This is a genomic window from Parapedobacter lycopersici (genome assembly GCF_024643285.1).
Taxonomy (GTDB): Bacteria; Bacteroidota; Bacteroidia; order Sphingobacteriales; family Sphingobacteriaceae; genus Parapedobacter; species Parapedobacter lycopersici.
Genome location: NZ_JAMSLW010000001.1, coordinates 450630 through 474914, shown reverse-complemented (window position 1 = coordinate 474914; position 24285 = coordinate 450630). Strand labels below are relative to the sequence as shown.

The window sequence follows — 24285 nt, the reverse complement described above, 5'->3', positions numbered from 1 at the left end:
ATTCGAGGTTTATTGCTTTAATTGGTTGCAAGTATCTAATTCCTATATTTACTAATTATTAACCCCGCATTACAATAGGGTAAATAAACTAGCTTTCCGTTATACGGAGCTGATCCAGTGGAATAGAAAAGCAGCGAGTGCAGCACCGATCAGCGGACCAATTACTGGTACCCATGCATACTTTAAGTCGAAACCTGCTTTGTTTTTTATCGGCAATAAGGCATGTACGATACGTGGCCCAAGGTCCCGGGCCGGATTAATGGCGTATCCGGTTGTACCACCTAATGAGAGACCGATGACCCATACGATAAATGCGACAGGTATAGCACCAAGCGACCCCAGGCCAATAGGTACGGTGTCGCCGTCATCCAGCGTAGCATCGGTAAAGTAAAAGACGGCAAACAGCAATACAAATGTGCCTACTATCTCACTGATCAGGTTTACCGGTAGGTTGCGGACAGCGGGGGCCGTACAGAATACGGCTTGTTTGGTTCCGGCATCCTCCGTAAGTCTGAAGTGATCCTGATAAACCAGCCAGACAACAAATGCACCGGCCATGGCTCCAGTAAATTGCCCGGCAATGTAAGATGGCACTGCTTCAGTGGCTACATTTCCAGCGATCCACATGGCTAATGTAACGGCTGGATTCAGGTGTGCACCGCTGTAGGGACCGGCAATAATGACACCTGTGAAAACACCAAGTGCCCAGGCAGTCGTAATTACCATCCAGCCGCTATTGTGACCTTTAGTGCCATTGAGAACGACATTAGCCACCACCCCTCCACCCAATAGAATAAGAAAGCCGGTACCCAGCATTTCTGCAATAAAAGGTGTCATATTAGTTAGTTTTAATTGGTTACGTGGTCATCTTAGCCCAAGGGCCAGCCACCTGACGCTTATTGCCCGGCGTTTTTAGGGCTTGTAGCTTTTAGTGGTTTCCACCGCGTGCCGCCAGCGACGAATTGAGCCATCCGCATCATATTGTGGATTTGGCTCAAATGCGCGGTTTATTTGCCATTGGTTCTGGATCGCATCTATATTTTTCCAGATCCCTACTGCTAATCCGGCAAGATAGGCGGCGCCAAGTGCGGTCGTTTCTGTAATTTCCGGCCTGACTACACGGGCTCCCAGGATATCCGCCTGGAATTGAAGCAGCAGGTTATTTACTGTCGCGCCGCCATCTACCCGCAATTCCCGGATGGTTGTGGCAGCATCGGCCTCCATTGCCCGGAGAATATCGACTGTTTGAAAAGCAATACTCTCCAATGCTGCGCGTGCAATATGCGATGCGTTGCTACCGCGTGTAAGTCCGACCAGCGTACCCCTCGCATAAGGATCCCAATGAGGCGCTCCCAAGCCCGAAAAGGCAGGGACGAGGAATACACCGGCGGTGTCCGGGACCCGGGCAGCGAGCGCTTCAACCTCATCCGATGAACGTATAATGCCCAGCCCGTCGCGGAGCCATTGAACAATGGCCCCACCGATGAAGACACTCCCTTCAAACGCGTAATTTACCACATCGCCAATTTGCCATGCGATGGTTGTTACCAGGTTGTTTTTGGATAATACGGGTTTGTCACCGATATGCATCAACATGAAACAGCCCGTACCGTAAGTGTTTTTAACCATGCCGGGCCGCGTGCATAGCTGCCCAAAGAGTGCGGCATGCTGATCGCCGGCAATGCCGGCAATCGGTATTTTTGCTGCCAGGATATTGGCAGCGGTTTCACCGACTATTTCAGATGAACTTTTAACTTCGGGGAGCATTGTCCGGGGGATATCCATCAGCTCCAGCAACTCATCATCCCAGCGCAGCGTATTGATGTTATATAGCATGGTGCGCGATGCATTGGTTACGTCAGTCACGTGTTCTCTGCCTCCGGTAAGGTTCCACACCAGCCAGGAATCGATGGTACCAAAAGCGAGCTCACCATTCTCGGCCTTTTTGCGTGCGCCGGGAACATGGCGGAGAATCCAATTGATCTTACTCGCAGAAAAATAGGCGTCGATAATCAAGCCTGTCTTTTTCCGGATGAGGTCGCCATATCCCTTATCCCGCAGTTCATCGCAGTATTCAGCGGTACGCCTGTCCTGCCAAACAATGGCCGGGTAAACCGGATGGCCGGTCTTTCTATCCCATACCACGGTTGTTTCGCGCTGGTTGGTAATGCCGATTGTCGCTATCGCAGCGGCTTTTAGTCCGGCCTTGGCTATCGCTTCCGTTGCCACGGACAGTTGGCTTGACCAAATTTCCTGTGCGTCATGCTCTACCCAGCCGGACTGCGGGTAATGCTGCTTGAATTCTTTTTGAGCGACGGCTACCATCTGGCCTTCCGGATTGAAGATAATGGCACGGGAGCTGGTAGTTCCCTGATCTAATGCTAAAAGGTATTGATTTGTCATCGCAGGATTCGTTTTACTGATTAATTGGTGTGTCTAAGTGTCCTTCGGGTAGATACTGCTGCGCGACCAGCCGGTAGGCCCGGAGCTGCTCATTTTCCCATTCGCGGCTTTTATTCAATTGCTGCGCCATCAATGCCACCACTTTGGGGGCCATCTCCATGGATTTGGTGGCATCCAGAAACAATATCCGTAGACGCCTGGCGAGTACATCTTCGAGCGTCCGGGCCATTTCATTTACTACCGCCCAAACCACCTCCGCCCCGATATGATCGAAGTCGGGGTGCAGCCGCTCCGCGAGGGCTGGCTGGCTTATCGTAAGTGCACGCACATGGTCGGCATCACTTCCATAGCTCGCCCAGTGTCCTTCCTGTTGTTTGGTACAATGCCCCTGAATTTTCAGGGTCTTGGTCAGGCATGTCCGGTTTTCAAGTGCGCCGGTTTCGATGGCCCTGTCAATGGTCTCCTCTGCCATTTTTCGGTATGTCGTCCATTTACCTCCAGTAATTGTAATGAGACCCGACGGATTCACGATAAGCTTATGGTCACGTGAAATCTCCTTGGTTGCCTCTTCGCCGTCATCAGGAGCCGCAAGTGGGCGCAATCCGGCAAACATGCTACGGATATCCGATTTGCGCGGTGCAGGGCTCAGGTAATCGGCGGCTGTTTTCAGAATAAACGCAATCTCATCATCCAGCGGAACCGGTTCAATATGGGTGTCTTTAATGGGGGTGTCCGTGGTGCCCAGCAATAGGTAATTGTGCCAGGGAACACCGAATAATACCCTTCCATCGCTGGTTTTGGGGATCATTAACGCATCATGTTCACCGAGAAAAGTCCGATCTACCACAACGTGGGTACCCTGACTTGGCCTGACCATCACTTTATGGTTAGGGGTGTCCATAGTCAAAATATCATCCACGAAAACCCCGGTTGCATTAATAACAGCCTTTGCGGTGATCGGATATGCCGTTTCCGTTTCACGGTCGACAAACGTCAGTCCAGTTACCTTTCCGGCTTCGTCCTTGCTTAATTCAGTAACCTGGCAGTAATTAAGTACCGCGGCACCATGGACTGCTGCGGTCTGCGCCAGGTTAACGGCCATCCGTGCGTCGTCGAATTGGCCGTCAAAATACCGTACGCCACCCTGTAGCTGCGCAGACTTCACGCCCGGTAAATTACGCAGCGTTTCCTCCCGGGAAAGTGCGCTGGACTTTCCAATACGGTATTTACCGGCAAGCCAATCATATATTTTTAACCCGATCAGGTACTTACATTTACTGAAAAAAGAATAACAGGGAATAATAAAAGACTGCGCATGCGCGAGATGCGGCGCATTACGGAATAGGATACCACGTTCGTGCAATGCATCGTATACTAAACGGATATCTCCCATGGCAAGGTAACGCACACCACCGTGTACCAGCTTGGTGCTCCTGCTAGACGTCCCTTTGGCAAAATCATATTGTTCCAGTAAAACGGTCCGATATCCCCGGGAAGCGGCGTCTACCGCAATACCCAATCCCGTAGCTCCGCCTCCGATGACTGCCAGGTCCCATTGTGGCGTTCCGGCAACCTGCCGGAGTGTCATATTTCGATCTAATAGTGGTTTTTCCATTTAATCAATGCGATTCCTGCAGGCAAAATGGTAATAATGTGAAATTAAATATTGATTTTTTCAAAAGTAATTGAAATTAGATAAATAACAAAATGAAATATAAAATTATAAAACGAAAATAATTGAAATAATATAACATTTTAATTTTATCGATAAAAGCTGTATTTTGGTCCACATCCATTACCGATCTGTTATGAATAACATAGAACGGCACCAGTATATCATGCGTCAGTTACAGCAAAAGGGCGTCGTTAATGTGCTGGAGTTATGCAAACAACTGGACGTATCGTCTGTAACCATCCGCAAAGACCTGAAATTGCTGGAGGATCGGCAATTACTTTTCCGGACACACGGCGGTGCTACCCAGGTGAATCCATATACAACCGACCGGACCGTATTTGAGAAAGAGAAAATTCAGACGGAAGAGAAACTGGCCATCGCCCGGGAAGCGGCTTCCCTGATTATCGATAATGATTCGGTAATTATCGCATCGGGCACAACAGTGCAGGCCATGGCCAAAGAAATTCAACCAAGCCTGAATCTTACCGTTGTTACGTCCGCATTGAATGTCGCCGTTCAATTGGTCAAACATCCCCATGTAGAAATTCTGCAGTTGGGTGGCATCCTGCGTAAAAGCTCAACATCCGTTGCCGGTATGTATGCTGAACGAATTCTCGCCGATTTTTTTTGCAGTAAGCTATTTCTCGGGGTCGATGGAATCGACCTGGATTTTGGATTGACAACGACCAATGCCCAGGAGGCGCACCTAAATAGAAAAATGATGGAAGTATCACAAAAAGTGATCGTACTGGCTGATTCTACTAAATTTGGAAAACGGGGTTTTGGGCGCATTTGCGGGATTGAGGAAATAGACCGGATTATTACCGATAAAGGTATATCCCCTCATACCGTAAAGGAATTGGAAAGGGCAGGAGTAAAGGTAACCATAGTGCAGTAAGGCGTCTATTTCGGATAGCTTCCGCCAATATGATAACGAAGTAAAAACTGCTGCTGGTTGTCTACTGCCCCGGGCGTAAAGTGGAAACTGGCAATAAATTTCCCTTCCAGGCCTTTATAGCGTATTGGTGTCCACCCGATTTCAAGCCGGTCATACCTACGGGCTGTGTAAAATTGGTCACCATAAGGAACATCAAGCGGTTCGCCGGTAAAGAATGTGTTTTCGAGGAAGAAATTGCGATATGCAGCGTGTAATCCGGTGATAAATCCCGCCGCGGTACGCCATTCGTAAATACCCCTAAGTCGATCGTACCCCACCACACCGCCGACATGGATATCCAGTGAATCCAGAAAAGTACGTTTAGATAAATCGAGGCCAACCCTTACCATCGCAGCGCCGTTGTCGCGCACCTGATCGTTGGGAATCTTAATCATCGGGCCCGCATTGTGCCAGAGCATGGCATGGTGCGAAAAATACAACAGGTTGGCCGAAACTTTACCGGATAGTCCCACCATAAACTGTTCCCGGTCCATATCCGTTTGGCGGCTTGTCCAGTCGATCCAGATTTGTTGAAAGAATGTAGCGTTTTCGTACCGTAAGAGCATGCCTTCCACATTAGGACGATAATATAGCAGCGTATCGTTGAGTATGGCTCTGGGATAGTCACTCAATAGTCCATAACGGGGAAACATTCCAATGTAAAAATTAAAGCCGCGTTGCTGGTAATTATAATATAGGGTAGGATTGACCTTACCGGAGGGGCTGGACCCGAATTCATGAAGGTAGTTTATTCCGGCCCGAAGGCGATGTATACTGTCTACAGCGATACCGATTTCAGGTGCGATCCGTGCTCCGAATATGGTTTGTGGGTAACGGCCGGACTTAGCGTATTCTCTGTTATCGGCGAAACCATGGAAATTGACATTCCATTCAAACTGTTGTGCATGGGTGGTCATGCATAATACTATAAACAACACAATAAGCGAATATCGTCGCATGGCTAACCGTTTAATTTACTCGAATTGGAAATTTGTCACTATTACGCGCACCGGTAAAAGGGTCGGTCCGGATGGAAAACAGTAGCATGTATTTTCCTGGTGATGGTGGCATGTTGATCTTTGCAGGAAATGTAGCTGTTTCTCCCGGGGGGATAATGATATTGCGGTAGTCGCCGTGCATTTCCACAAAATTTTCTTCTTGGAAAACAGGCTGGGTATAGCCATATTCCAGGAATACCGGCCACTGTTCGTCGGCGTTGGAAAAAGAGATGGTATCCTGATACGGATTGTTTATCGTCAGTGTCACGTACTGCTTTGATCCGGCTTCAGCCTCTTTACGAAGTCCTTCTACTTTAATGTTGACTTTCTGATATGTCCTGACCGCATCCAGGAATCGGCCGTACAAAGGGCCCTTTATTGTCTGAATAGTGTCCTGCAATGGTGTTCCGTGGCTTCTGAATGTGGCATAATATGCTTTATGATTCCGTAAACTATCTTCAATAGGCCAAAAATCATATTGTGTTTTCCGGTAGTTTCGGGTGTTATAGGAAAATCCTTTAGTGGTGTTGTTTACGAAATTATAATTGGAGATGTCCTGAAATCCATTGTCCATAATCACATAATTTTCTCCGGCCTTTGCGTGGATGCGCTTAGCCATATCGTTTTTTCCCCAGAATTGCTGGAGTCCCCGGATCTTTGTAAGTGCGGGAATGGGGAATATCAGGACAATCCGGATTACAATGATGAGTGCGATATTGGCATAGAGCAAACGCATCACCCAACGGGGAATGTGTTCCATGCGGCCGAGATGGATGTAAGCGAGGATAAAGAACGGAACAAACGCCAGCAAAGTCCAGTGGGCTTCAACACGACCCTTGAATGTACTGATCAGGAAAAAGAGCAGAAATCCATAACAATTGAATTTCATGATACGGAGGAAAATATCTGTCGCCCGTTGCCTGAATACATAATAATATAATGCCAACGCGGCAAAAGGGCCGACAATCAGCAATTGACTCAATATAAAGTCAGTTGTGAATGAAAATCGGTAAGCCCGGGCACTGCGTTCAAACAAATGGTACTGCACGGAGGGGAGGTCGTGGTTAATTTGCCATAGGATATGTGGTACGAACAGTACGCCTGAAATCGCGACGATAAGCCAAAACGAGGGACGTTTCAGTAGTTTTAAATCGGCAACAATAGTAAACAGCAACACCAATACAGCATGGTATTTACTATAAAGCATGCCGGCGATCACTACCGCCAACAACAGCGCATTAGTTAGCCTGTCTGTTTTGATATACCTTTTGAGGAGATAAAAATAAACGATTGTGAAGAAAAAGAGCGGCGTATCCGGTGTGGTAATAAAACTATACACATGAAGGATAAGCATACTGCTATACAAAATGACAAACAGGCTGGCATCCTGTACATAGGACTTGACCAATTGCCATAGGATGGCGATTGCAGCAACGTTTGTCAACACACTGAGGAGCCTTACCATCAGTGCCGAATGAAAAATAGTATCTCCGGCCTTCATAAAAAGAGCTACCATCGGCGGATGATCGTAGTAGCCCCAATCCAGAAACTGACTGTATACCCAGTAATACGTTTCGTCAACATGCAATTCCATAAATGCGGCCTGGAATAGGTTGGCGCCCATCCAGATCAACAGGAAATAAAAGATCAGGTAATTATTCTTTGTTAACGACGACATGGTAGTTGGTTAGCTGGAAAAGGTATATATATAGTTGCCCATAAAATTCCATATCGCAACCATGCCGATTGCGAATACCTTGGCAAGGTAAAAATTTAATCCCAGTTTTTCGTGAACCACATAAAGGATGAGGTTATTGATCAACAACCCCACCAATGCAATGCCGAAGAATTTTGAAAACTCAATAAACATGGCGTCCCGCCCGACGGCATGAAATGTCCAGAATTTATTTAGAAGGTAGTTGCTAACCGTGGCAACCATGAACCCAAGTGAGTTGGCCACGTACTTGTGCAGGTGTAGCTTTTCTTTGCATCCCCATGTTACCCCGAAATCCACTACCACACCCGATAAGCCCACAAGACCAAATTTGAGGAACTTATTGATCAAATCACTGCTTAACTCCATAGTGTATCGTGGATGATATAGCGCGATAAATAAATTGCTATGCCAATTATCAGAAAACCGGCATAGCAATTGGACGCTTTGGCATACTTATGTTCTGGTTTATACTTCCAGCAGCAACCTTGCTGGATCTTCCAACAGTTGCTTTACACGTACCAGGAAGCTGACCGATTCCCTGCCGTCGATGATGCGATGATCGTAGGAAAGGGCAACGTACATCATTGGCCTGATAACAACCTGACCATTTTCAGCCACTGGCCGCTGAATAATATTGTGCATACCCAATATGGCGGACTGTGGTGCATTGATAATCGGGGTGGACATCATGGATCCAAAAACGCCGCCATTGGTAATAGTAAAGGTGCCGCCGGTCATCTCGTCAATGGTTAATTTGTTATCCCGCGCTTTGGTTGCCAGGTTAATTACTTCTTTTTCAATTTCATAAAGCGATAAGGATTCGGCATTGCGGATAACCGGCACGACCAGTCCCTTGGGTGCAGATACCGCAATCGAAATGTCCGCAAAATCGTGGTACACGATTTCGGTTTCCTCAATCCGTGCGTTCACAGCAGGCCATTCCTTGAGTGCTGTACATACTGCTTTGGTGAAAAAAGACATAAAACCAAGACCTACGCCGTACTTTTCCTTGAATGCATCTTTGTATTTGGCACGCAGGTCCATGATCGGCTGCATGTTAACCTCATTAAATGTGGTCAGCATGGCCGTCTCATTTTTAACAGAAACCAATCGTTTTGCAATGGTCTTTCGCAAAGCGGAAAGTTTCTCGCGGCGTTCGTTGCGGGCGCCGGTCACCGGTTTCGGTGCCTCCGTAACAGCCGATTTGCCAGACTCTTGCGCTTTCGGAGCGCCAGCCGATGCTTTTTCCGCGTCTGCTTTCGTAACTCGGCCGTCTTTTCCTGTACCTGCAAGTGCGTCTGCTTCTATCCCTTTTTCACGTAAGATCTTGGCTGCCGCGGGAGAAGCGGTACCAGTGGCATAATTTGCTGCTACCGGAGCTTGTGCTGCAGGCTGACTTGCCGGTTGCGGTGCAGTTTCCTGTTTGCTTTCCGTTTTAGCCGTTGCGCCATCACTGTCCGTTTTGTCAGCGGCAGGGGCTCCGCCTTCTTCAATCCGGGCAACAAGTGCTCCGATTTCAAGTGTATCACCTTCCTGTGCGACAATACGGAGAATACCTGCTCTTTCGGCGGGTAATTCAAAAGTTGCTTTATCCGATTCGAGTTCGGCGATATTTTCATCCATTTCCACGTAATCACCATCCTGTTTCAGCCATTGCGAAAGGGTGACTTCTGTAATGGATTCGCCTACCGTGGGTACTTTTATTTCTACGCTCATATATTTAAATACTGATTAGTCGAGTTAGCATTAATCTACTTTTGCCGCTTCCTTTACATTGGCTTTAACATTTTCCTTTACCTCGGTACCGGCTTTTGTTTCAAACGCGCGGCTTACAACAGCGAGTTGCTGTGAAATATGCTGTTTAGCATAGCCGGTTGCTGTACTGCTGCTTTCTTTACGCGACACGACATCAAGGTTAATGTTCCGATTCCGGAATTTCCGGCAGATATAGGGCCAGGCACCCATGTTTTCCGGCTCTTCCTGTACCCAGAGGAATTCCGTTGCATTTTTGTATTTATTGCGTATCGACCGGAGCTTGTCCATTGGGGTGGGGTAGAGCTGTTCTACCCGTACCACGGCCACGTCCTTACGTTCATCTGCCTGTTGTTTTTCCAGCAGGTCATAGTATATTTTGCCGGAACAGAACAATACACGCCGTACATCCGCCGATTTTACGTAGCTATCGTCGATTACCTCCTGGAATTGGGTTTTTGTTGTGAATTCAGTAATATCACTGACTACTTTGGGATGACGCAATAGACTTTTGGGAGTGAATACAACCAAGGGCTTGCGGTAGTCACGCTTCAACTGCCGGCGCAATACATGGAAAAAGTTAGCAGGTGTCGTACAGTTTACGATCTGCATGTTATTTTCAGCGCAAAGCTCCAGAAAACGTTCGATCCGTGCCGAAGAGTGTTCAGGTCCCTGACCTTCAAGGCCATGTGGGAGTAACATAACCAGGGCGTTGGACCGGCGCCATTTAGTCTCCGCACTGGAGATATACTGGTCTACAATAATTTGAGCGCCGTTATAAAAGTCGCCGAACTGTGCTTCCCATATCGTCAACGATTGCGGATTAGCCAAAGCATAACCATATTCAAATCCAAGCACTCCATATTCCGATAAGTGTGAATTATAAATATTGAATCGCTCGCCTCCGGCTATCCGTTGCAATGGGATGTATTCTTCACCTGAGTCTTCCAGGGTTAATACGGCATGACGGTGCGAGAAGGTTCCGCGCTCCACGTCCTGTCCGCTCACCCGCACCCGCAGGTCCTCATTTAATAAGGTCGCATAAGCCATTAATTCGCCCATAGCCCAGTCAAACTTTTTGGATTCTACCATTTTAAGGCGTTCCTCAAATAGCCTGGAAATCTTTCTGAAGAATTTCTTTTCGCTGGGCAGTGTGCTGATCTCCCGGGCAAGCGATAAAAATGTCTTTTCTGCTACGCCTGTTTTAACCGGCACAAAGATGTCTTCGTATTTCGCTTTGCGAAGTCCCTTCCAGGCGCCCGAATACATCGGATTATCCTGCGTCAGGTTTTCTTCTTCCTTGGATTCATCCAGTCGTTCCTGCAATTTTTTGCGGAAATCTTTTTCCATTTCTTTGGCCAGGTTAGCGTCCACACTGCCCTGTTCCATTAATTTGTTGTTATAGATTTCCCGTGGATTCGGGTGTTTCTCAATCGCTTTATAGAGCAGCGGCTGGGTAAATTTGGGTTCATCCGCCTCATTATGACCATACCTGCGGTAGCAAAGTAGGTCGATGAATACGTCGGTGTGGTATTTTTGCCGGTATTCCACAGCCAGGTTGATGGCATATATCAATGCTTCCACATCGTCCCCATTGACGTGGAACACGGGAGAAAGCGTTACTTTAGCAATATCGGTGCAATAAGTGGATGACCGTGCATCCATAAAATTGGTAGTAAATCCAACCTGGTTGTTTACGATGATATGAATCGTACCTCCGGTCCGGAAACCTTCCAACTTCGACATCTGGATGACTTCGTACACAATACCCTGACCAGCGACGGCAGCGTCCCCGTGAATGAGGATTGGAGCTATCTTGGTAACATCGCCCTCATATTTCATGTCAATTTTAGACCGTACAATACCCTCCACTACCGGATCTACCGTTTCCAGATGGGAGGGGTTGGGTACCAGGCTAAGGTGCACGTTCGAACCATTCTCCGTAGTGATGTCTGTAGAGTATCCCAAGTGGTACTTTACGTCGCCTCCAAAATCCTGCTCAGCATCTTCTACATAGGTCTTTCCTTCAAATTCAGAAAAAACGCTCTCATATGATTTTCCGAGAATATTGGTCAGCACATTGAGTCGGCCCCGGTGTGCCATGCCGAGCACAAATTCCTGGATACCAATTTCCGCCCCCTTTTCAATCACGGAATCCAGTGCCGGAATCAAACTTTCCGCCCCTTCCAGCGAGAAACGCTTTTGTCCTAGAAATTTCGTGCCCAGGAAGCTTTCAAATACGACGGCCTCGTTGAGTTTCTGCAAAATCCGCTTCTTCTTTTCTATTGGGAAGTTAGGCGTATTGCGCTCGCTTTCCATACGCTCCTGAAGCCACTTCAGTTTGTCCGGGTGACGGATGTATTTAAACTCCGCACCAATGGATCGGCAATAGGTGTCTTCAATGAGCTGGCGGATGTCCCGCAGTTTGGCAGGACCTAATCCCACCTCGACACCGGCATTGAAAACCGTGTCCATATCGGCTTCCGATAAACCGAATGTTTCCAGTTCTTTTCCCGGATAATATTTCCGGCGTTGACGAACCGGATTGGTCTCTGTGAACAGGTGACCGCGGTCGCGGTAACCATTAATCATGTTCAGTACATTGATTTCCTTGAGTACATGATCGGGAGTAGCCACGGCAGTATCGCCAGCCGTTCCATTTTGGCCGAAATCAAACCCTTCAAAAAATTTCTTCCAACCAAAATCAATCGAGTCGGGATCCGCTTTGTATGCTTCATAAAGCGAATCTATATAGGCCGAATCTGCGTTACTTAGATAAGAAAGTTTGTCCATTTATTTGTTTATACAATGAATGCGTCAAAGTTATGAATTATTATATGGTTTCCTAAAGTAATATCTTACAATTTTATGGCCAAATTTCAGTCATAATGGTTTTTTTGTGTACTTGAGAGGGGTAGACTGGTTCGTGGATTATATCGCCAATGTTTCAGCGGGCGACAGCTGGGTGATCAATTTATCGAGATCAATACGTTTGTTATCTTTTACACTGCTACCAACACCGGCAAGGTGCGCCCAGTTTCCATAATTATTAGCGGGGTTGTAATCAATTAATTTTTCTTCAAACCAAGCAGCACCTTTTAGCCAGCTGACACCAAGTTCGTGAATGAGGTACGTGGCCAGCAGCACCCTCATCTGATGGGGGATATGCCCGGTTTCATTCAATTGCCGGATGCCCCGGTCGATAACGGGTTGACCTGTGTTTCCTGCTTTCCATTTATCAAAATTCAGGATTTCTTCTTGTCCTGCGGTTTCCGGTGCGAGGCCTGTTATGCCGCCGGTTTGGAAAAAACGGTTGCCATGTTTTTTAAACATGAAGCGAAAATAATCACGCCAGAGCAGTTTCAGGATAAACTGTTCCAGGTACTTTTTGTCCGTTCCGATATACCTGCTGTCTTTCACTGCATGATACAGGGTATTGGGAGACAGCGCGCCAATGGCAATATAAGGTGACAGGCCGGAGTCCGTTGCCTGCGGAGTGTAACCATTCAGGAAACTGTCCATCCGGTCCAGCGCTTCCTGCTCGCCACCTGTAAGCGCCAGGTTTGACGCCTGTCTGATTTCGCCGGGACTAAATCCAAGCTGCTGCAGTGATGGTACATCGCTCGTCTCCATATTTTCAGGAGTAGATACCCGCTCCGGAAGGCCCAGCTGCGGCCGGATTGTACTTTCACGTTCCGTTTTTTTCTTGAACAGGGAAAATGCATTGGGTATATCCCGGATGGGAAAAGGAAGGTCTTCTTTATGATATAAAGTGTGGCCAATAAAATGACGCAGGTTGATCTGTGTTTTCTTCCATAGTGCAGCTTCCACCAATGCAGAGACCTGAGTTTCTTCAAATGCAACTTCCCGGTGATGGTATACCTCATCCACCTGGTATTCCTCCGCAATATGGGGCAGCATTTCTTCAGGATAACCGACAACGGAAATTAAATCACCTCCTAGATTGCGGAGCGCACCCTGCAATGCCAGTACATTCTCCCGCAGAAAGGCTGCCCGCAGGACACCCATCTTCCGGGTCCCGTACTCCGTCAGCTCGAAATGCCTTGGATCAAAGCAGTAAACCGGAACAATTTGCTGGCCGCGTTCAATAGCACGCAGCAATATCTCGTTATCGTGGATACGCAAATCGTTTCTGAACCAAACCAGGATTGTCCTCTTATCCATGCCTGAAGTAATAATGGATTAAATTTGACAAATATAGGAGTTATTGTTTTGAAACTGCCTTTTTAGGTGTCGAAACACAAATTATTTACAATTAAATCACAAACGGTCATCCGGTGTTACTGGCCCAATTGCCACCCCCAGGTTGTACAAACGACCCGGAAATCCTACTTTTGCCAAAAATACATTTGGTAGAAACATATTTTATTTTCGTTTGTACTAATGATACCGGGCCGATAGTTGCACTAAGAGCCACCCAATTGTAACGTATATGAAAGTTCTCATTACAGGTCTCAATAATTATTTAGCCAGGAAAGTTGCCGCATGCCTCGCCGAAGCGGATTACGAAGTCACTTGCCTGATACGCAATCGCAAACTGTTCCGTGAGCATATTTCCGAAAAACACCGTGTCAATATGATGGAAGGCGATTTATTCCGGGGAGAGAATTTAGCTGGCATTGACGCGGACACCGCAGTTGCATTTTACTTTAATCAAACGCCGGTCAATGCACTGGATATGCGGATTGAGATGGAATTACTGGCCCTGCAAAAATACATTGATACCTTGAAACGAACGGCCTGTCAGCATTTGATTTATGTGACCAAATTGGTAGATGGAAATGTCGACAAAATCAACTCCTATATCCGCGAGACAGGGTTGAATTATACTATCGTGCGTGCAAGTAATATTATTGGCAAAGGGTCAGTACTGATGACCATTCTGGCAAAAATGTCAATGCAGCGGCTGGTTTTGGTGTCACGGGAATTTGCAAAAAGCCGTTGCCAGCCCGTATACCTGGCTGATATTTGTACCTATTTCAATTATATGCTGCTAGACCCGAGGACATATGGAGAGACCTATGATATCGGGGGACCTGAGGTCATGACCTATAAAGAAATCTTTGAACATTACCTGGATGTATTGAAACTGCGCAGAAAAGTGATGACCCTACCTGCACTGGGCACATTAGTATCAAATGTAATGACAAGGTATGTATATCGGTTTGAACAGGATATATCAGCTGCACTTAACCTGAATGTACGTCGGAATCTGATTTGCAAAAAAAACGGACTTCGGGAATTATACCCACTGAAGTTAACGCCTTTCCGTGAGGCCATCCCAGTGGCCCTTGGATTGGTTGAAATCGGACCAAATAAGAGCTGATGATACGAAAAAGCGTGCTAGTAACCGGGGCCACCGGGCTGATCGGTACCGCATTGATTGATGCGCTGATCAACCGGGGTTATACCGTTCATGGGCTGAGCAGGGGTGAACAGCAACATCGCTCGTCGGCTGTCCGTTTTTTTCAATGGGATACTGACAGTGGACAGGTTGATGAACGTTGTTTAAGCGGAGTGCAGGCAATTATCCACCTTGCCGGTGAAAACATTGGTGCCCAGCCGTGGAGTAAACACCGGAAACAAGCAATTTACGATAGCCATGTCCAATCCATCGGATTACTTTACCGGTTGCTTGAGAATCGGGAGCATACTGTCAATACCGTAGTGTCAGCCGCTGCCACCGGATATTATAGCCATCGGGGCGATGAATTGATGACGGAAGATAAGTTGCCCGCCAATGATTTCCTTGGGCGGCTTTGCCTGGCTTGGGAACAGGCGGTAGCCGAAGGCAGAAGATTGGGATTACGCACAGTCTCGCTCCGAAGCGGCGCAGTACTTGCAACGGCTGGCGGCATGTACCCCAAACTTGTAAAGTTTATAAAAACAGGTTTGGGTGCCGTACCGGGTACAGGCAGGCAATGGATGCCGTGGGTTCACATAGACGATGCTGTTGCCTTATATTTATTTGCAATGGAACACAACGGCATACATGGCGTCTACAATATGGTAGCTCCCCAGCAGATTCAACTGACGACGCTCTTGCATGCCATCGGAAACCATCTTGATAAACGTATATGGTTGCCCCGTATCCCCACGTTTATACTGAAAGCTGTCTTGGGACAAATGAGCGAATTATTGCTGAGCAGCACCCGTGTATCGGCCGATAAAATACAGAATACTGGTTTCCGCTTTACCTATCCGGAGATTAACCAAGCTATCGCCTCGCTTTAAGAGGGTGTTATTTTGGATTACTTGGCGGTTATGTGACTTTTGCCATCAGTGCCGGCTGAACCGGAGTACACCGTTCCTTGTGACAAGCGACCCAATGGACGTCCTGCCGGACCACTGTTAATCAGACCGTAAATGTTACGCAGTTCATTTTGAGGGGTTCCGCGATATCCGCCTGCCCGGGTATCAATCCGTAGGTAATGCGGCGCCTTCCGATCTTCGGTCTGGGGCATGATACCCGTTTTGCGATAAGTCATATTCACCGTCCCACCATCCCCGTTGGGATAGGTGCGCGACCCGTTGTTTGCAGCGTCCTGTCCACCTGCAAGCACATAGAGTGCGCCTAATTCACTAAAGCGCATATCGATCTCGAAATCCGTTCCGTTGTTTTTACCGTCGGTTCCAAAAATGTAAGCACGCTTATCCATTACAACGTGATCAGCCGTCAATGTAACCTGTTTTTTTCCGAGGAACACAAGCTGTGCACGGTCATGCATGATCAGGGTGTCAATATGGAGGGTTATTGTAGAGTCCCTTCCGGAAAAAACCTCCTTTTTCTTCTTGCCGATTTCCAGTTTTGAAATATGACGAATGCTATCCTGGGCGGTCGCCATGAAGTTGATTATACAAAACGCGAGCAGTATTGAATAGTTGATTTTCATGACTCAATTCTTTAATAAATCTGCCAATTAGACCGCATTCCGGATGAATAGTTTAATTTTCGTTACAAATTCTGATTAATGGATACAGTTGTGTATTATTGCACATTTAAACAATAAGATTACTATATCATTTATTAATGGAATGACATCAGTCGAATTTCAGTTGTCACTGCCGCAATCCAATCAATATTTATGTCTATCGTAAACCGATTTTCTGTCGCCGGTCCGGCCGGGGCATTATTATTTTTTATGGGAGGCCTACTGGCCGTTCCCGCTTTTTCGCAGGAACAGGACACCACACTGCTTAATGAAGTAATGGTTAAGGCTTATTTCGTGGAGCAACCGTTACTACGTCTTACGACATCTGCCGGAGTTGTAGCAAACAGCACGCTGGAAAACCAAAGTGGTGTCACACTTATTCCGGCTCTAAACACGGTACCGGGCGTGCGCATGGAAGAACGTTCCCCTGGTAGCTATCGGTTATCAATCCGCGGAAGTTTACTTCGGTCACCTTTTGGCGTGCGCAATGTAAAGGTCTACCTGGATGAGATTCCCCTAACGGACGCAGGGGGAAATACCTATCTCAATCTGCTGGATGTAGGCAGCATGGATAAGATCGAAATATTAAAAGGTCCAGATGGCAGCTTGTTCGGCGCAAACTCGGGAGGTGTAGTATTGATTCGCCCTGACGGAATGACCGAGCAGAGCAACGAGGCATCGCTGCGTGTCAATGGCGGTTCTTACGGATTGTTCCATCAGCAACTGAATGCAGATATGCAGCCATCATCGAAGTACCAGTTCAGTTTCAATCAGGCATACCAGCGCTCGGATGGTTATCGTCAGAACTCCGCGATGAAAAGAGCCTCTTTTCAGACTGTTCAGCGATGGAAATACCGCCCGGGCAATGAACTCCGTTTGTTAGCCCTGTATTCGGACTTGCAGTACCGTACCCCAGGCGGATTAAACCTGGCACAGTTTCAGGAGGACCCCCGTTTGGCCCGCCCGCCTGGCGGGCCTAATCCAGGTGCCCTCGAACAACAAGCAGGCATTATCAATAAGACATTAATTGGCGGACTTGTACACAATGCACAGCTGACTCCCAAACTCCGTCATGTAGCCAGTGTATTTGGATTGCGCACCGATTTCAGCAACCCTTTTATTACTAATTACGAAGTTCGAGACGAATATAACTTTGGTTTCCGGACTTACCTGGATTATGCTGATGGAAAATCCGGTGTATTTACCTGGCGCGCCAATGCTGGAGTAGAGTGGCAGCGCGGACGGGCCGATATCTACAATTACGACAACAACGGTGGGGAACGGGGTGATGAGCAGGCTGCAGATGCACTGAAAAATGCTCAGCATTTTTATTTTGCCCGGTTTAGCGCAGATTTATATGACAAGCTGTCATTGGAGACCTCATTGAGTCTGAATTATTACCGTTATGCCTTCCGCGCTATTTTTCCAGGGGGAGGGGATCCGAATTATACCGATCGGAATTTTGATGCCGAATGGATGCCAAGAGCTGCCTTGTCCTACCTGATTACACCTCAATTTGCCTGGAGAGCGTCTGTTTCCCGCGGGTATTCGCCACCAACCACAGCAGAAGTACGCTCTTCGGATCAAGTGGTAAACACGGCACTGGAAGCCGAGACAGGCTGGAATTATGAAACCGGGTTCCGGTGGCAGAACCGTAACAGACGCGTGTTCCTTGACGGTTCGGTATTCTATTACCGTATGGAAGACGCAATTATCCGTCAGCTTGATGAGGGCGGAGCGGAATTTTTCAGTAATGCCGGAGGAGTGAAGCAATTGGGTACTGAACTGTCGGTATCGGTATGGGCAGTTGAGCCACGTCAGTCCAGCTGGTTACGTGGTCTGCAGATAGGAACCAATCTTACATTAAGTCACTTCCGATTTGGTGATTACCAAGTGGCCGACAATGACTTCAGTGGCAATAAATTAACCGGTGTGCCGGCAGAGTCGGTAGTAAGTAACGTGCTGTTTTTATTTCCATTTGATCTACGTGCATATGTCATGCACAACTATACATCGGCTATTCCGCTGGACGATGCGAACAGTTTTTTTGCCGATGCTTATCATCTGTTACAGGCTAAAGTGAGCTGGACGAAACCCATGGGTAACCGTCTCAATCTGCAGTTTTTTGTCGGTGCCGATAATTTACTCAATCAGCGTTATAGCCTGGGTAATGATATCAACGCGTTTGGCGGACGGTTTTTCAATACCGCTGCCGGACGTAATTTCTATGGTGGGGTGTCAATCGCATACTAATGTGTATACGGTTTAGCGTCCCGCCATGTTAGGCGTTGGTATGCTTTGCCGATAACACACACATGGAATTGCCCGGTCTTATTTAACGACCGGGCTTTTTCATGCATTTAATTCACCGGACCGGATTGGCGGATTTGAAAAATAATACTAATTTTGACGCTATACCAAGATAGCGTATTATGAGTTTGAAAAATTTTAAAGGGGTAGTCACCGGCGATGCTGTTCAGGAATTATTTGAAGCAGCCAAAACCCATCGTTTTGCTTTGCCAGCGGTCAATGTTATCGGCACCGATTCCATCAATGCCGTTATGGAAACTGCCAAGGCAGTCAATTCACCCGTGATGATTCAGCTCTCGAATGGAGGTGCACAGTTCTATGCAGGAAAATCCATGAACAATGACCAGTTGCAAGCCTGTGTCCTTGGTGGTGTTTCCGCCGCGCAGCACGTACATCTCCTTGCTGAACATTATGGTGTAGCGGTGATCCTGCACACCGATCATGCGGCAAAAAAGTTGCTGCCGTGGGTTGATGGATTGCTGGAACATGGTGAGCGTTTTTTTGCACAACATAGAAAACCCTTGTTTTCATCACATATGCTCGACCTCTCCGAGGAACCTATCGAGGAAAATATAGCTATATCCCAGCAATACCTGGAGCGGATGAAACCGCTTGGTATGACCATCGAAATTGAACTGGGTGTTACTGGGGGGGAAGAAGACGGCGTGGATAATACTGACGTAGACAGCGCCCGGCTCTATACCCAGCCAGAAGAGGTAGCTTATGCTTACGAAGCACTCAGTCAGGTAAGCGATAAGTTTACAATAGCGGCTGCTTTTGGTAATGTCCATGGCGTTTACAAACCAGGAAATGTAAAATTGCAGCCGATCATTCTGCATAACTCCCAGCAATATGTCCGCGAGAAATACGGATTGAAAGCCGAAAAGCCGATTAACTTCGTGTTTCATGGCGGGTCAGGTTCGTCACCTGCCGAGATCGAGGAAGCCATTTCCTATGGTGCAATTAAAATGAATATCGATACCGATATGCAGTGGGCCTTCTGGGATGGTGTGCGGAACTATTACCAGAAAAACGAAGGCTACCTGCAAAGCCAGATCGGAAATCCCGATGGCCCCGATTCGCCGAATAAAAAATATTACGATCCACGTGTCTGGTTACGTAAGGGGGAAGAAAATTTTGTAAAACGACTCACACAGGCATTTGAAGAACTGAATGCGGTAAACGTCAACAATAAACTGTAGTTGAGTACTCCTCGTATTATAGCCCGCCATACCCCGGCTAAGGTATCGGCGGGTTTTTTATTTTAACACTAGTCAAGCATACTAACCAATAACCAACCTATGGATGAAGTAATCAAAACAATTTACAACGTAGTCTGGAGCGATGCCCTTGTAGCATTATGCCTAGGTGTGGGGATTTATTTTTCCGTCGCTACCCGATTTTTACAGGTGAGATACCTGAAAGACATGGTCAGATTATTATTCGGAGGGGGCGCATCGGCGAAAGGAGTTTCCTCCTTTCAGGCCTTTGCGATGGCGCTTTCCGGCCGCATTGGCACTGGAAATATCGCCGGTGTTGCCACCGCCATCGCTTTCGGCGGACCGGGCGCTGTATTTTGGATGTGGCTCATTGCATTCCTCGGTGCTGCATCCGCCTATGTTGAGGCCGCCTTAGGCCAGCTTTACAAAGAAGTAAAAGATGGCCAGTATCGTGGCGGTCCGGCGTTTTATATCGAAAAGGGGCTGGGCATGCGATGGTATGCTGTGCTATTTGCATTTGCAACAATATTGAGTACAGCTATTTTTTTGCCCGGTGTACAGAGTAACAGTATTGCGCTTGGTGTCCATAATGCGTTTAATATCCCCGTGTCATATACCGGCTTGGCACTTGTAGTGCTGCTCGGACTGATCATTGTCGGCGGGGTAAAGCGCATCGGTAAGGTTGCCGAAATTGTAGTTCCATTTATGGCAGGGGGGTATATTCTAATGGCGCTTGTAATTATCGCCTTTAACTTTACGCAGATACCCGCTGTTATCGGACTGATTTTCCGATCGGCCTTTGATCTGGAACCTGCCTTTGGTGGGATTATGGGAATGGCTGTTTCATGGGGTGTAAAACGCGGCATTTATTCCAATGAGGCGGGCCAGGGCACCGCGCCCCATGCAGCGGCTGCGGCTGAGGTAACCCATCCCGCCAAGCAAGGGCTGGTACAGGCATTTTCGGTGTATGTAGATACACTTTTCGTTTGCACTGCCACGGCCTTTATGATTCTCTTTACCGGTAAGTACAATGTCCAAAACCCGTCAGGGGGCTATCTGGTTGAAAACATACCCGGAGCCGGGATAGGAGCTGAATATACACAACTGGCGGTTGCGCACCATTTTCCCGCACTTGGTGCTGGATTTGTCGCGCTTGCGTTGTTCTTTTTTGTCTTTACCACAATCATGGCATATTACTACATGGCGGAGACCAACCTAAGCTACCTTGACAGGCAGGGGCGTCATAAATGGGCTGTTTGGGTGCTTCGGGTGTTGATCCTTGGTGCTACCTATTACGGTTGTGTAAAAACCGCAGAGACTGCCTGGACTTTAGGTGACATCGGCGTGGGCTTAATGGCCTGGCTCAATCTCATTGCGATCCTACTGCTCCGCAAACCGGCGTTGCGTATACTTAAGGATTATCACGAACAGAAAAAGCAGGGTAAGGACCCCGTTTTTGTTGCGGACAATATCAAAAATGCCAACCATTGGAAGGAAAATAAAGAAAGACAGGCGCCATAAATTTCCCGCCTAATACGTACCTTTGGCCCATGCCAGAAAAAATCATTATCATTGATTTCGGCTCCCAGTATACCCAGCTGATCGCTAGACGGGTAAGGGAGTTGAATGTATATTGTGAAATCCATCCGTATAACCACCTACCCGAGTGGAATACGGAAGAAGTACGGGGGATTATTCTCTCAGGAAGTCCGTACTCGGTACGTCAGGAAGATGCACCGCAGATCGATTTCCGCACGTTACAGAATCAGTTTCCCGTTTTGGGTGTCTGTTATGGAGCACAGTATATGGCGCAGCATTCAGGAGGAAATGTAGTGGCCTCCACGATACGTGAGTATGGCCGAGCACATCTGCAGCATGTAGATCATACCCACCCCTTATTAACGGATATTCCGGTGGATTCCCAGGTATGGATGTCCCATGGTGATACAATATCGGTGATTCCAGATCATTTTGAAATCATCGCAAGCACAAATAAGGTTCGAGTAGCAGCTTACCACGTTAAGGGTACCCGTACATATGGGATTCAGTTTCACCCGGAAGTTACCCATAGTACGGATGGTACCACGTTGCTGAAAAATTTTGTCATCGATATCTGTGGCTGTACACCGGACTGGACAGCTGATGCATTTGTGGAAACAACTGTGTCATCGCTGAAGGAAAAACTAGGTAATGACCATGTAATTATGGCATTATCAGGGGGGGTCGATTCTACCGTTGCTGCAGTACTGCTTCATCAGGCAATCGGCAAAAACCTGCATTGCGTTTTTGTGGACCATGGATTATTACGGAAAGACGAGTATGAACAAGTGCTGGAATCCTACCAGCATATGGGGCTTAATATCAAAGGCGTAAATGCCAAGGACCGGTTTTACGAAAAACTGGCAGGTGCCAGCGAACCTGAACGGAAGCGAAAGATTATCGGTGCTGCCTTCATAGATGAATTTGATGCAGCAGCACAAGCCATCCAGGCGGAACTCCCGCAGGGTATTGAAGTAAAGTGGCTCGGACAGGGTACCATTTACCCCGATGTTATCGAGTCTATATCGGTAAAGGGCCCTTCGGCAACGATCAAATCACACCACAACGTGGGAGGGCTCCCGGACTTCATGAAACTGAAAGTGGTGGAGCCGTTGAATACACTTTTTAAAGATGAAGTACGCCGCGTTGGAAAATCACTCGGCATTGCACCGAATATTCTTGGCAGGCATCCTTTTCCCGGGCCGGGCCTGGCTATCCGGATTCTGGGAGAGATTACAGCAGAAAAGGTACGGATTTTGCAGGAGGCTGATGAGATTTATATCCGTAACCTGCGCGAATCAGGTTGGTATGATCAAGTGTGGCAGGCCGGGACGATTTTCCTTCCCGTGCAGTCGGTTGGTGTAATGGGTGATGAGCGAACCTATGAGCATGTAGTAGCCCTGCGTGCCGTAGGATCACTGGACGGAATGACAGCAGACTGGGTTCACCTGCCTTATGCGTTATTAGCGAAAATATCCAACGAAATCATTAATCACGTAAAAGGGATAAATAGGGTTGTCTATGATATCAGTTCGAAACCACCGGCTACCATTGAATGGGAGTAGCTTTCTTATCGTCATCTTGCTGCTGCTGGCTGTTGGCTGTACACCCCGAATCCGGGTGCTTCGCCCTGCGGGAAGTCAAACTGAACCAAAACGCGAAACAACCACAGCGGAGGAACGCGAAAAAGATGCCATAAAGGAAACCGCTGAAATAGACGCTAATCAAATTGCACTCTTACTGCCTTTTCAGCTGGACAAAGCAAATCAGCATGCGCCCAGCACTGTTGATATTCGCAGATCAGCACTGGCCCTGGATTTTTACCAGGGGTTCAAGCTGGGGCTCGACGCTTTGTCGGCACAGGGAGTTAATTTTAAAGTGGATGTGCTGGACACGCGGGATGATGTCGCAGAAAATGCCCGGATTGCGAAAACGGATCAGGTACAGCAGGCTACGTTGGTAGTTGGACCGGTTTATCCTAAAGAAATTCAGGTATTTGGCTATAACGCATCACTCGACAGTAGTGTATTGCAGATTTCGCCATTAGCAGCCAGTATGCCTTCGGAATTTGACTTGCCTAACCTGGTGACACTTACTGCCCCCCTTATGGCGCACGTAGAGGCGCTGGCTACACATATTGTAAACGAATATCAAACTGGCGATGTGGTGTTATTTTATCAAACAGAAGATGCAGCAAGCCGCCAGTTTCTGGATCCGCTGAAAGCCCGGGTCCGGCAACTCAATAGCCGTATCGACATCGCAAATGTGAATGACCAGGCCAGTCTGGAAAGCAGCATACACCTGTCAGGGAAAAATCTATTGGTGATGGGCACAACCAACAAATACCTGATTTCACCCATCCTGGCCAATCTGCGGACGTTGCGTGATGAGCTTTCGTATGATATCCGCTTGTTCGGTCATCCCAACTGGACCAAACTCGATTTCGACGAAATTGATGGTCTTGCTGGATTCCGCGCCAGTGTAACGTCATCGTTTTATGTGAATAAAGGCGACAAACGTACCCAGGAATTCGATTCACGCTATCGTTCCGAATTCGGTATCACACCCACGGAATTTGCCTACAAGGGGTACGATGCCGCTTATTATTTCGGAAGCTTGCTGGCTAAGTACGGAGCTGAATATAAGTCTCATATACAAGATGAAACATATAACGGACTACATAATACCTTTACATTTAAATACAACCCGGCCTGGGGCTATGTAAATCACCACATCTGGATATTGCAGTTCCGTGATGGCGATTTTCGTCCCGTTAATTAA

At 47.5% G+C, this 24285-nt stretch carries 18 protein-coding genes; 8 read left to right on the top strand and 10 right to left on the bottom strand.

Translation table 11 applies throughout. The features are described 5' to 3' along the window. Positions 1-99 precede the first annotated feature (99 nt). The 3 genes from NEV57_RS02155 to NEV57_RS02145 form a co-directional block, all read right to left on the bottom strand. Positions 100-837 carry an MIP/aquaporin family protein gene (locus NEV57_RS02155; protein WP_257656636.1) on the bottom strand — a complete coding sequence of 246 codons (738 nt, stop codon included), beginning with the start codon at positions 835-837 and terminating at the stop codon, positions 100-102. Positions 838-912: 75 nt separating this feature from the next. Next, on the bottom strand, positions 913-2403 hold the full coding sequence (gene glpK, locus NEV57_RS02150; RefSeq protein ID WP_257656635.1) for a glycerol kinase GlpK: 1491 nt from the start codon (positions 2401-2403) through the stop codon (positions 913-915). Between the two features lie 13 nt (positions 2404-2416). Beyond that, positions 2417-4018 (bottom strand): glycerol-3-phosphate dehydrogenase/oxidase, encoded by a 1602-nt coding sequence (locus NEV57_RS02145; RefSeq protein WP_257656634.1) that lies wholly within the window; start codon positions 4016-4018, stop codon positions 2417-2419. A 193-nt stretch (positions 4019-4211) separates the two neighbouring features. Between NEV57_RS02145 and NEV57_RS02140 the strand changes: the two genes are divergently transcribed. Then, entirely contained in the window at positions 4212-4976 is a 765-nt protein-coding gene (locus NEV57_RS02140; RefSeq protein WP_257656633.1) for a DeoR/GlpR family DNA-binding transcription regulator, read from the top strand. Positions 4977-4981: 5 nt separating this feature from the next. On the opposite strand, the gene NEV57_RS02135 is transcribed toward NEV57_RS02140, so the two are convergent. From NEV57_RS02135 to NEV57_RS02110, 6 genes are all read right to left on the bottom strand, one after another. Next, positions 4982-5974 carry a lipid A deacylase gene (locus NEV57_RS02135; RefSeq protein ID WP_257656632.1) on the bottom strand — a complete coding sequence of 331 codons (993 nt, stop codon included), beginning with the start codon at positions 5972-5974 and terminating at the stop codon, positions 4982-4984. 10 nt (positions 5975-5984) lie between these two features. Beyond that, positions 5985-7691: a glycosyltransferase family 39 protein gene (locus NEV57_RS02130; RefSeq protein ID WP_257656631.1), complete on the bottom strand. Its 1707-nt coding sequence runs from the start codon at positions 7689-7691 to the stop codon at positions 5985-5987. Positions 7692-7700: 9 nt separating this feature from the next. Further along, positions 7701-8096, bottom strand: a complete 396-nt coding sequence (locus NEV57_RS02125) for a GtrA family protein (RefSeq protein ID WP_257656630.1) — start codon at positions 8094-8096, stop codon at positions 7701-7703. 99 nt (positions 8097-8195) lie between these two features. Further along, positions 8196-9446 carry a 2-oxoglutarate dehydrogenase complex dihydrolipoyllysine-residue succinyltransferase gene (odhB, locus tag NEV57_RS02120; protein ID WP_257656629.1) on the bottom strand — a complete coding sequence of 417 codons (1251 nt, stop codon included), beginning with the start codon at positions 9444-9446 and terminating at the stop codon, positions 8196-8198. Between the two features lie 30 nt (positions 9447-9476). After that, a complete protein-coding gene (locus tag NEV57_RS02115; protein ID WP_257656628.1) occupies positions 9477-12275 on the bottom strand; it encodes a 2-oxoglutarate dehydrogenase E1 component in 2799 nt (932 codons plus the stop codon). Between the two features lie 138 nt (positions 12276-12413). Next, complete coding sequence (locus tag NEV57_RS02110; protein ID WP_257656627.1) at positions 12414-13667, bottom strand: DASH family cryptochrome; 1254 nt, start codon at positions 13665-13667, stop codon at positions 12414-12416. A gap of 268 nt (positions 13668-13935) precedes the next feature. Between NEV57_RS02110 and NEV57_RS02105 the strand changes: the two genes are divergently transcribed. Together NEV57_RS02105 and NEV57_RS02100 are read left to right on the top strand one after the other, a co-directional pair. Then, positions 13936-14829 (top strand): Rossmann-fold NAD(P)-binding domain-containing protein, encoded by an 894-nt coding sequence (locus tag NEV57_RS02105; RefSeq protein ID WP_257656626.1) that lies wholly within the window; start codon positions 13936-13938, stop codon positions 14827-14829. Beyond that, positions 14829-15737: a TIGR01777 family oxidoreductase gene (locus NEV57_RS02100; RefSeq protein ID WP_257656625.1), complete on the top strand. Its 909-nt coding sequence runs from the start codon at positions 14829-14831 to the stop codon at positions 15735-15737. The genes NEV57_RS02105 and NEV57_RS02100 overlap by 1 nt, the downstream gene beginning before the upstream one ends. A gap of 17 nt (positions 15738-15754) precedes the next feature. Here NEV57_RS02100 and NEV57_RS02095 read toward each other — a convergent pair whose 3' ends face one another. Beyond that, positions 15755-16396: a hypothetical protein gene (locus NEV57_RS02095; protein ID WP_257656624.1), complete on the bottom strand. Its 642-nt coding sequence runs from the start codon at positions 16394-16396 to the stop codon at positions 15755-15757. Between the two features lie 192 nt (positions 16397-16588). Between NEV57_RS02095 and NEV57_RS02090 the strand changes: the two genes are divergently transcribed. From NEV57_RS02090 to NEV57_RS02070, 5 genes are all read left to right on the top strand, one after another. Then, positions 16589-18688 (top strand): TonB-dependent receptor, encoded by a 2100-nt coding sequence (locus NEV57_RS02090; RefSeq protein WP_257656623.1) that lies wholly within the window; start codon positions 16589-16591, stop codon positions 18686-18688. Positions 18689-18867: 179 nt separating this feature from the next. Beyond that, positions 18868-19947, top strand: coding sequence for a class II fructose-bisphosphate aldolase (fbaA, locus tag NEV57_RS02085; RefSeq protein WP_257656622.1), 1080 nt, complete (start codon positions 18868-18870; stop codon positions 19945-19947). 99 nt (positions 19948-20046) lie between these two features. Beyond that, positions 20047-21486 carry an alanine/glycine:cation symporter family protein gene (locus NEV57_RS02080; RefSeq protein ID WP_257656621.1) on the top strand — a complete coding sequence of 480 codons (1440 nt, stop codon included), beginning with the start codon at positions 20047-20049 and terminating at the stop codon, positions 21484-21486. Between the two features lie 29 nt (positions 21487-21515). Continuing rightward, positions 21516-23069 (top strand): glutamine-hydrolyzing GMP synthase, encoded by a 1554-nt coding sequence (gene guaA, locus NEV57_RS02075; RefSeq protein ID WP_257656620.1) that lies wholly within the window; start codon positions 21516-21518, stop codon positions 23067-23069. Next, positions 23026-24285 (top strand): type 1 periplasmic-binding domain-containing protein, encoded by a 1260-nt coding sequence (locus NEV57_RS02070; protein WP_257656619.1) that lies wholly within the window; start codon positions 23026-23028, stop codon positions 24283-24285. The genes guaA and NEV57_RS02070 overlap by 44 nt, the downstream gene beginning before the upstream one ends.

Excerpts from the sequence above, each read along its gene's own strand:
- NEV57_RS02155 (WP_257656636.1), bottom strand. The coding sequence starts at position 837 with ATGACACCTTTTATTGCAGAAATGCTGGGTACCGGCTTTCTTATTCTA.
- glpK (WP_257656635.1), bottom strand. The coding sequence starts at position 2,403 with ATGACAAATCAATACCTTTTAGCATTAGATCAGGGAACTACCAGCTCC.
- NEV57_RS02145 (WP_257656634.1), bottom strand. The coding sequence starts at position 4,018 with ATGGAAAAACCACTATTAGATCGAAATATGACACTCCGGCAGGTTGCC.
- NEV57_RS02140 (WP_257656633.1), top strand. The coding sequence starts at position 4,212 with ATGAATAACATAGAACGGCACCAGTATATCATGCGTCAGTTACAGCAA.
- NEV57_RS02135 (WP_257656632.1), bottom strand. The coding sequence starts at position 5,974 with ATGCGACGATATTCGCTTATTGTGTTGTTTATAGTATTATGCATGACC.
- NEV57_RS02130 (WP_257656631.1), bottom strand. The coding sequence starts at position 7,691 with ATGTCGTCGTTAACAAAGAATAATTACCTGATCTTTTATTTCCTGTTG.
- NEV57_RS02125 (WP_257656630.1), bottom strand. The coding sequence starts at position 8,096 with ATGGAGTTAAGCAGTGATTTGATCAATAAGTTCCTCAAATTTGGTCTT.
- odhB (WP_257656629.1), bottom strand. The coding sequence starts at position 9,446 with ATGAGCGTAGAAATAAAAGTACCCACGGTAGGCGAATCCATTACAGAA.
- NEV57_RS02115 (WP_257656628.1), bottom strand. The coding sequence starts at position 12,275 with ATGGACAAACTTTCTTATCTAAGTAACGCAGATTCGGCCTATATAGAT.
- NEV57_RS02110 (WP_257656627.1), bottom strand. The coding sequence starts at position 13,667 with ATGGATAAGAGGACAATCCTGGTTTGGTTCAGAAACGATTTGCGTATC.
- NEV57_RS02105 (WP_257656626.1), top strand. The coding sequence starts at position 13,936 with ATGAAAGTTCTCATTACAGGTCTCAATAATTATTTAGCCAGGAAAGTT.
- NEV57_RS02100 (WP_257656625.1), top strand. The coding sequence starts at position 14,829 with ATGATACGAAAAAGCGTGCTAGTAACCGGGGCCACCGGGCTGATCGGT.
- NEV57_RS02095 (WP_257656624.1), bottom strand. The coding sequence starts at position 16,396 with ATGAAAATCAACTATTCAATACTGCTCGCGTTTTGTATAATCAACTTC.
- NEV57_RS02090 (WP_257656623.1), top strand. The coding sequence starts at position 16,589 with ATGTCTATCGTAAACCGATTTTCTGTCGCCGGTCCGGCCGGGGCATTA.
- fbaA (WP_257656622.1), top strand. The coding sequence starts at position 18,868 with ATGAGTTTGAAAAATTTTAAAGGGGTAGTCACCGGCGATGCTGTTCAG.
- NEV57_RS02080 (WP_257656621.1), top strand. The coding sequence starts at position 20,047 with ATGGATGAAGTAATCAAAACAATTTACAACGTAGTCTGGAGCGATGCC.
- guaA (WP_257656620.1), top strand. The coding sequence starts at position 21,516 with ATGCCAGAAAAAATCATTATCATTGATTTCGGCTCCCAGTATACCCAG.
- NEV57_RS02070 (WP_257656619.1), top strand. The coding sequence starts at position 23,026 with ATGATATCAGTTCGAAACCACCGGCTACCATTGAATGGGAGTAGCTTT.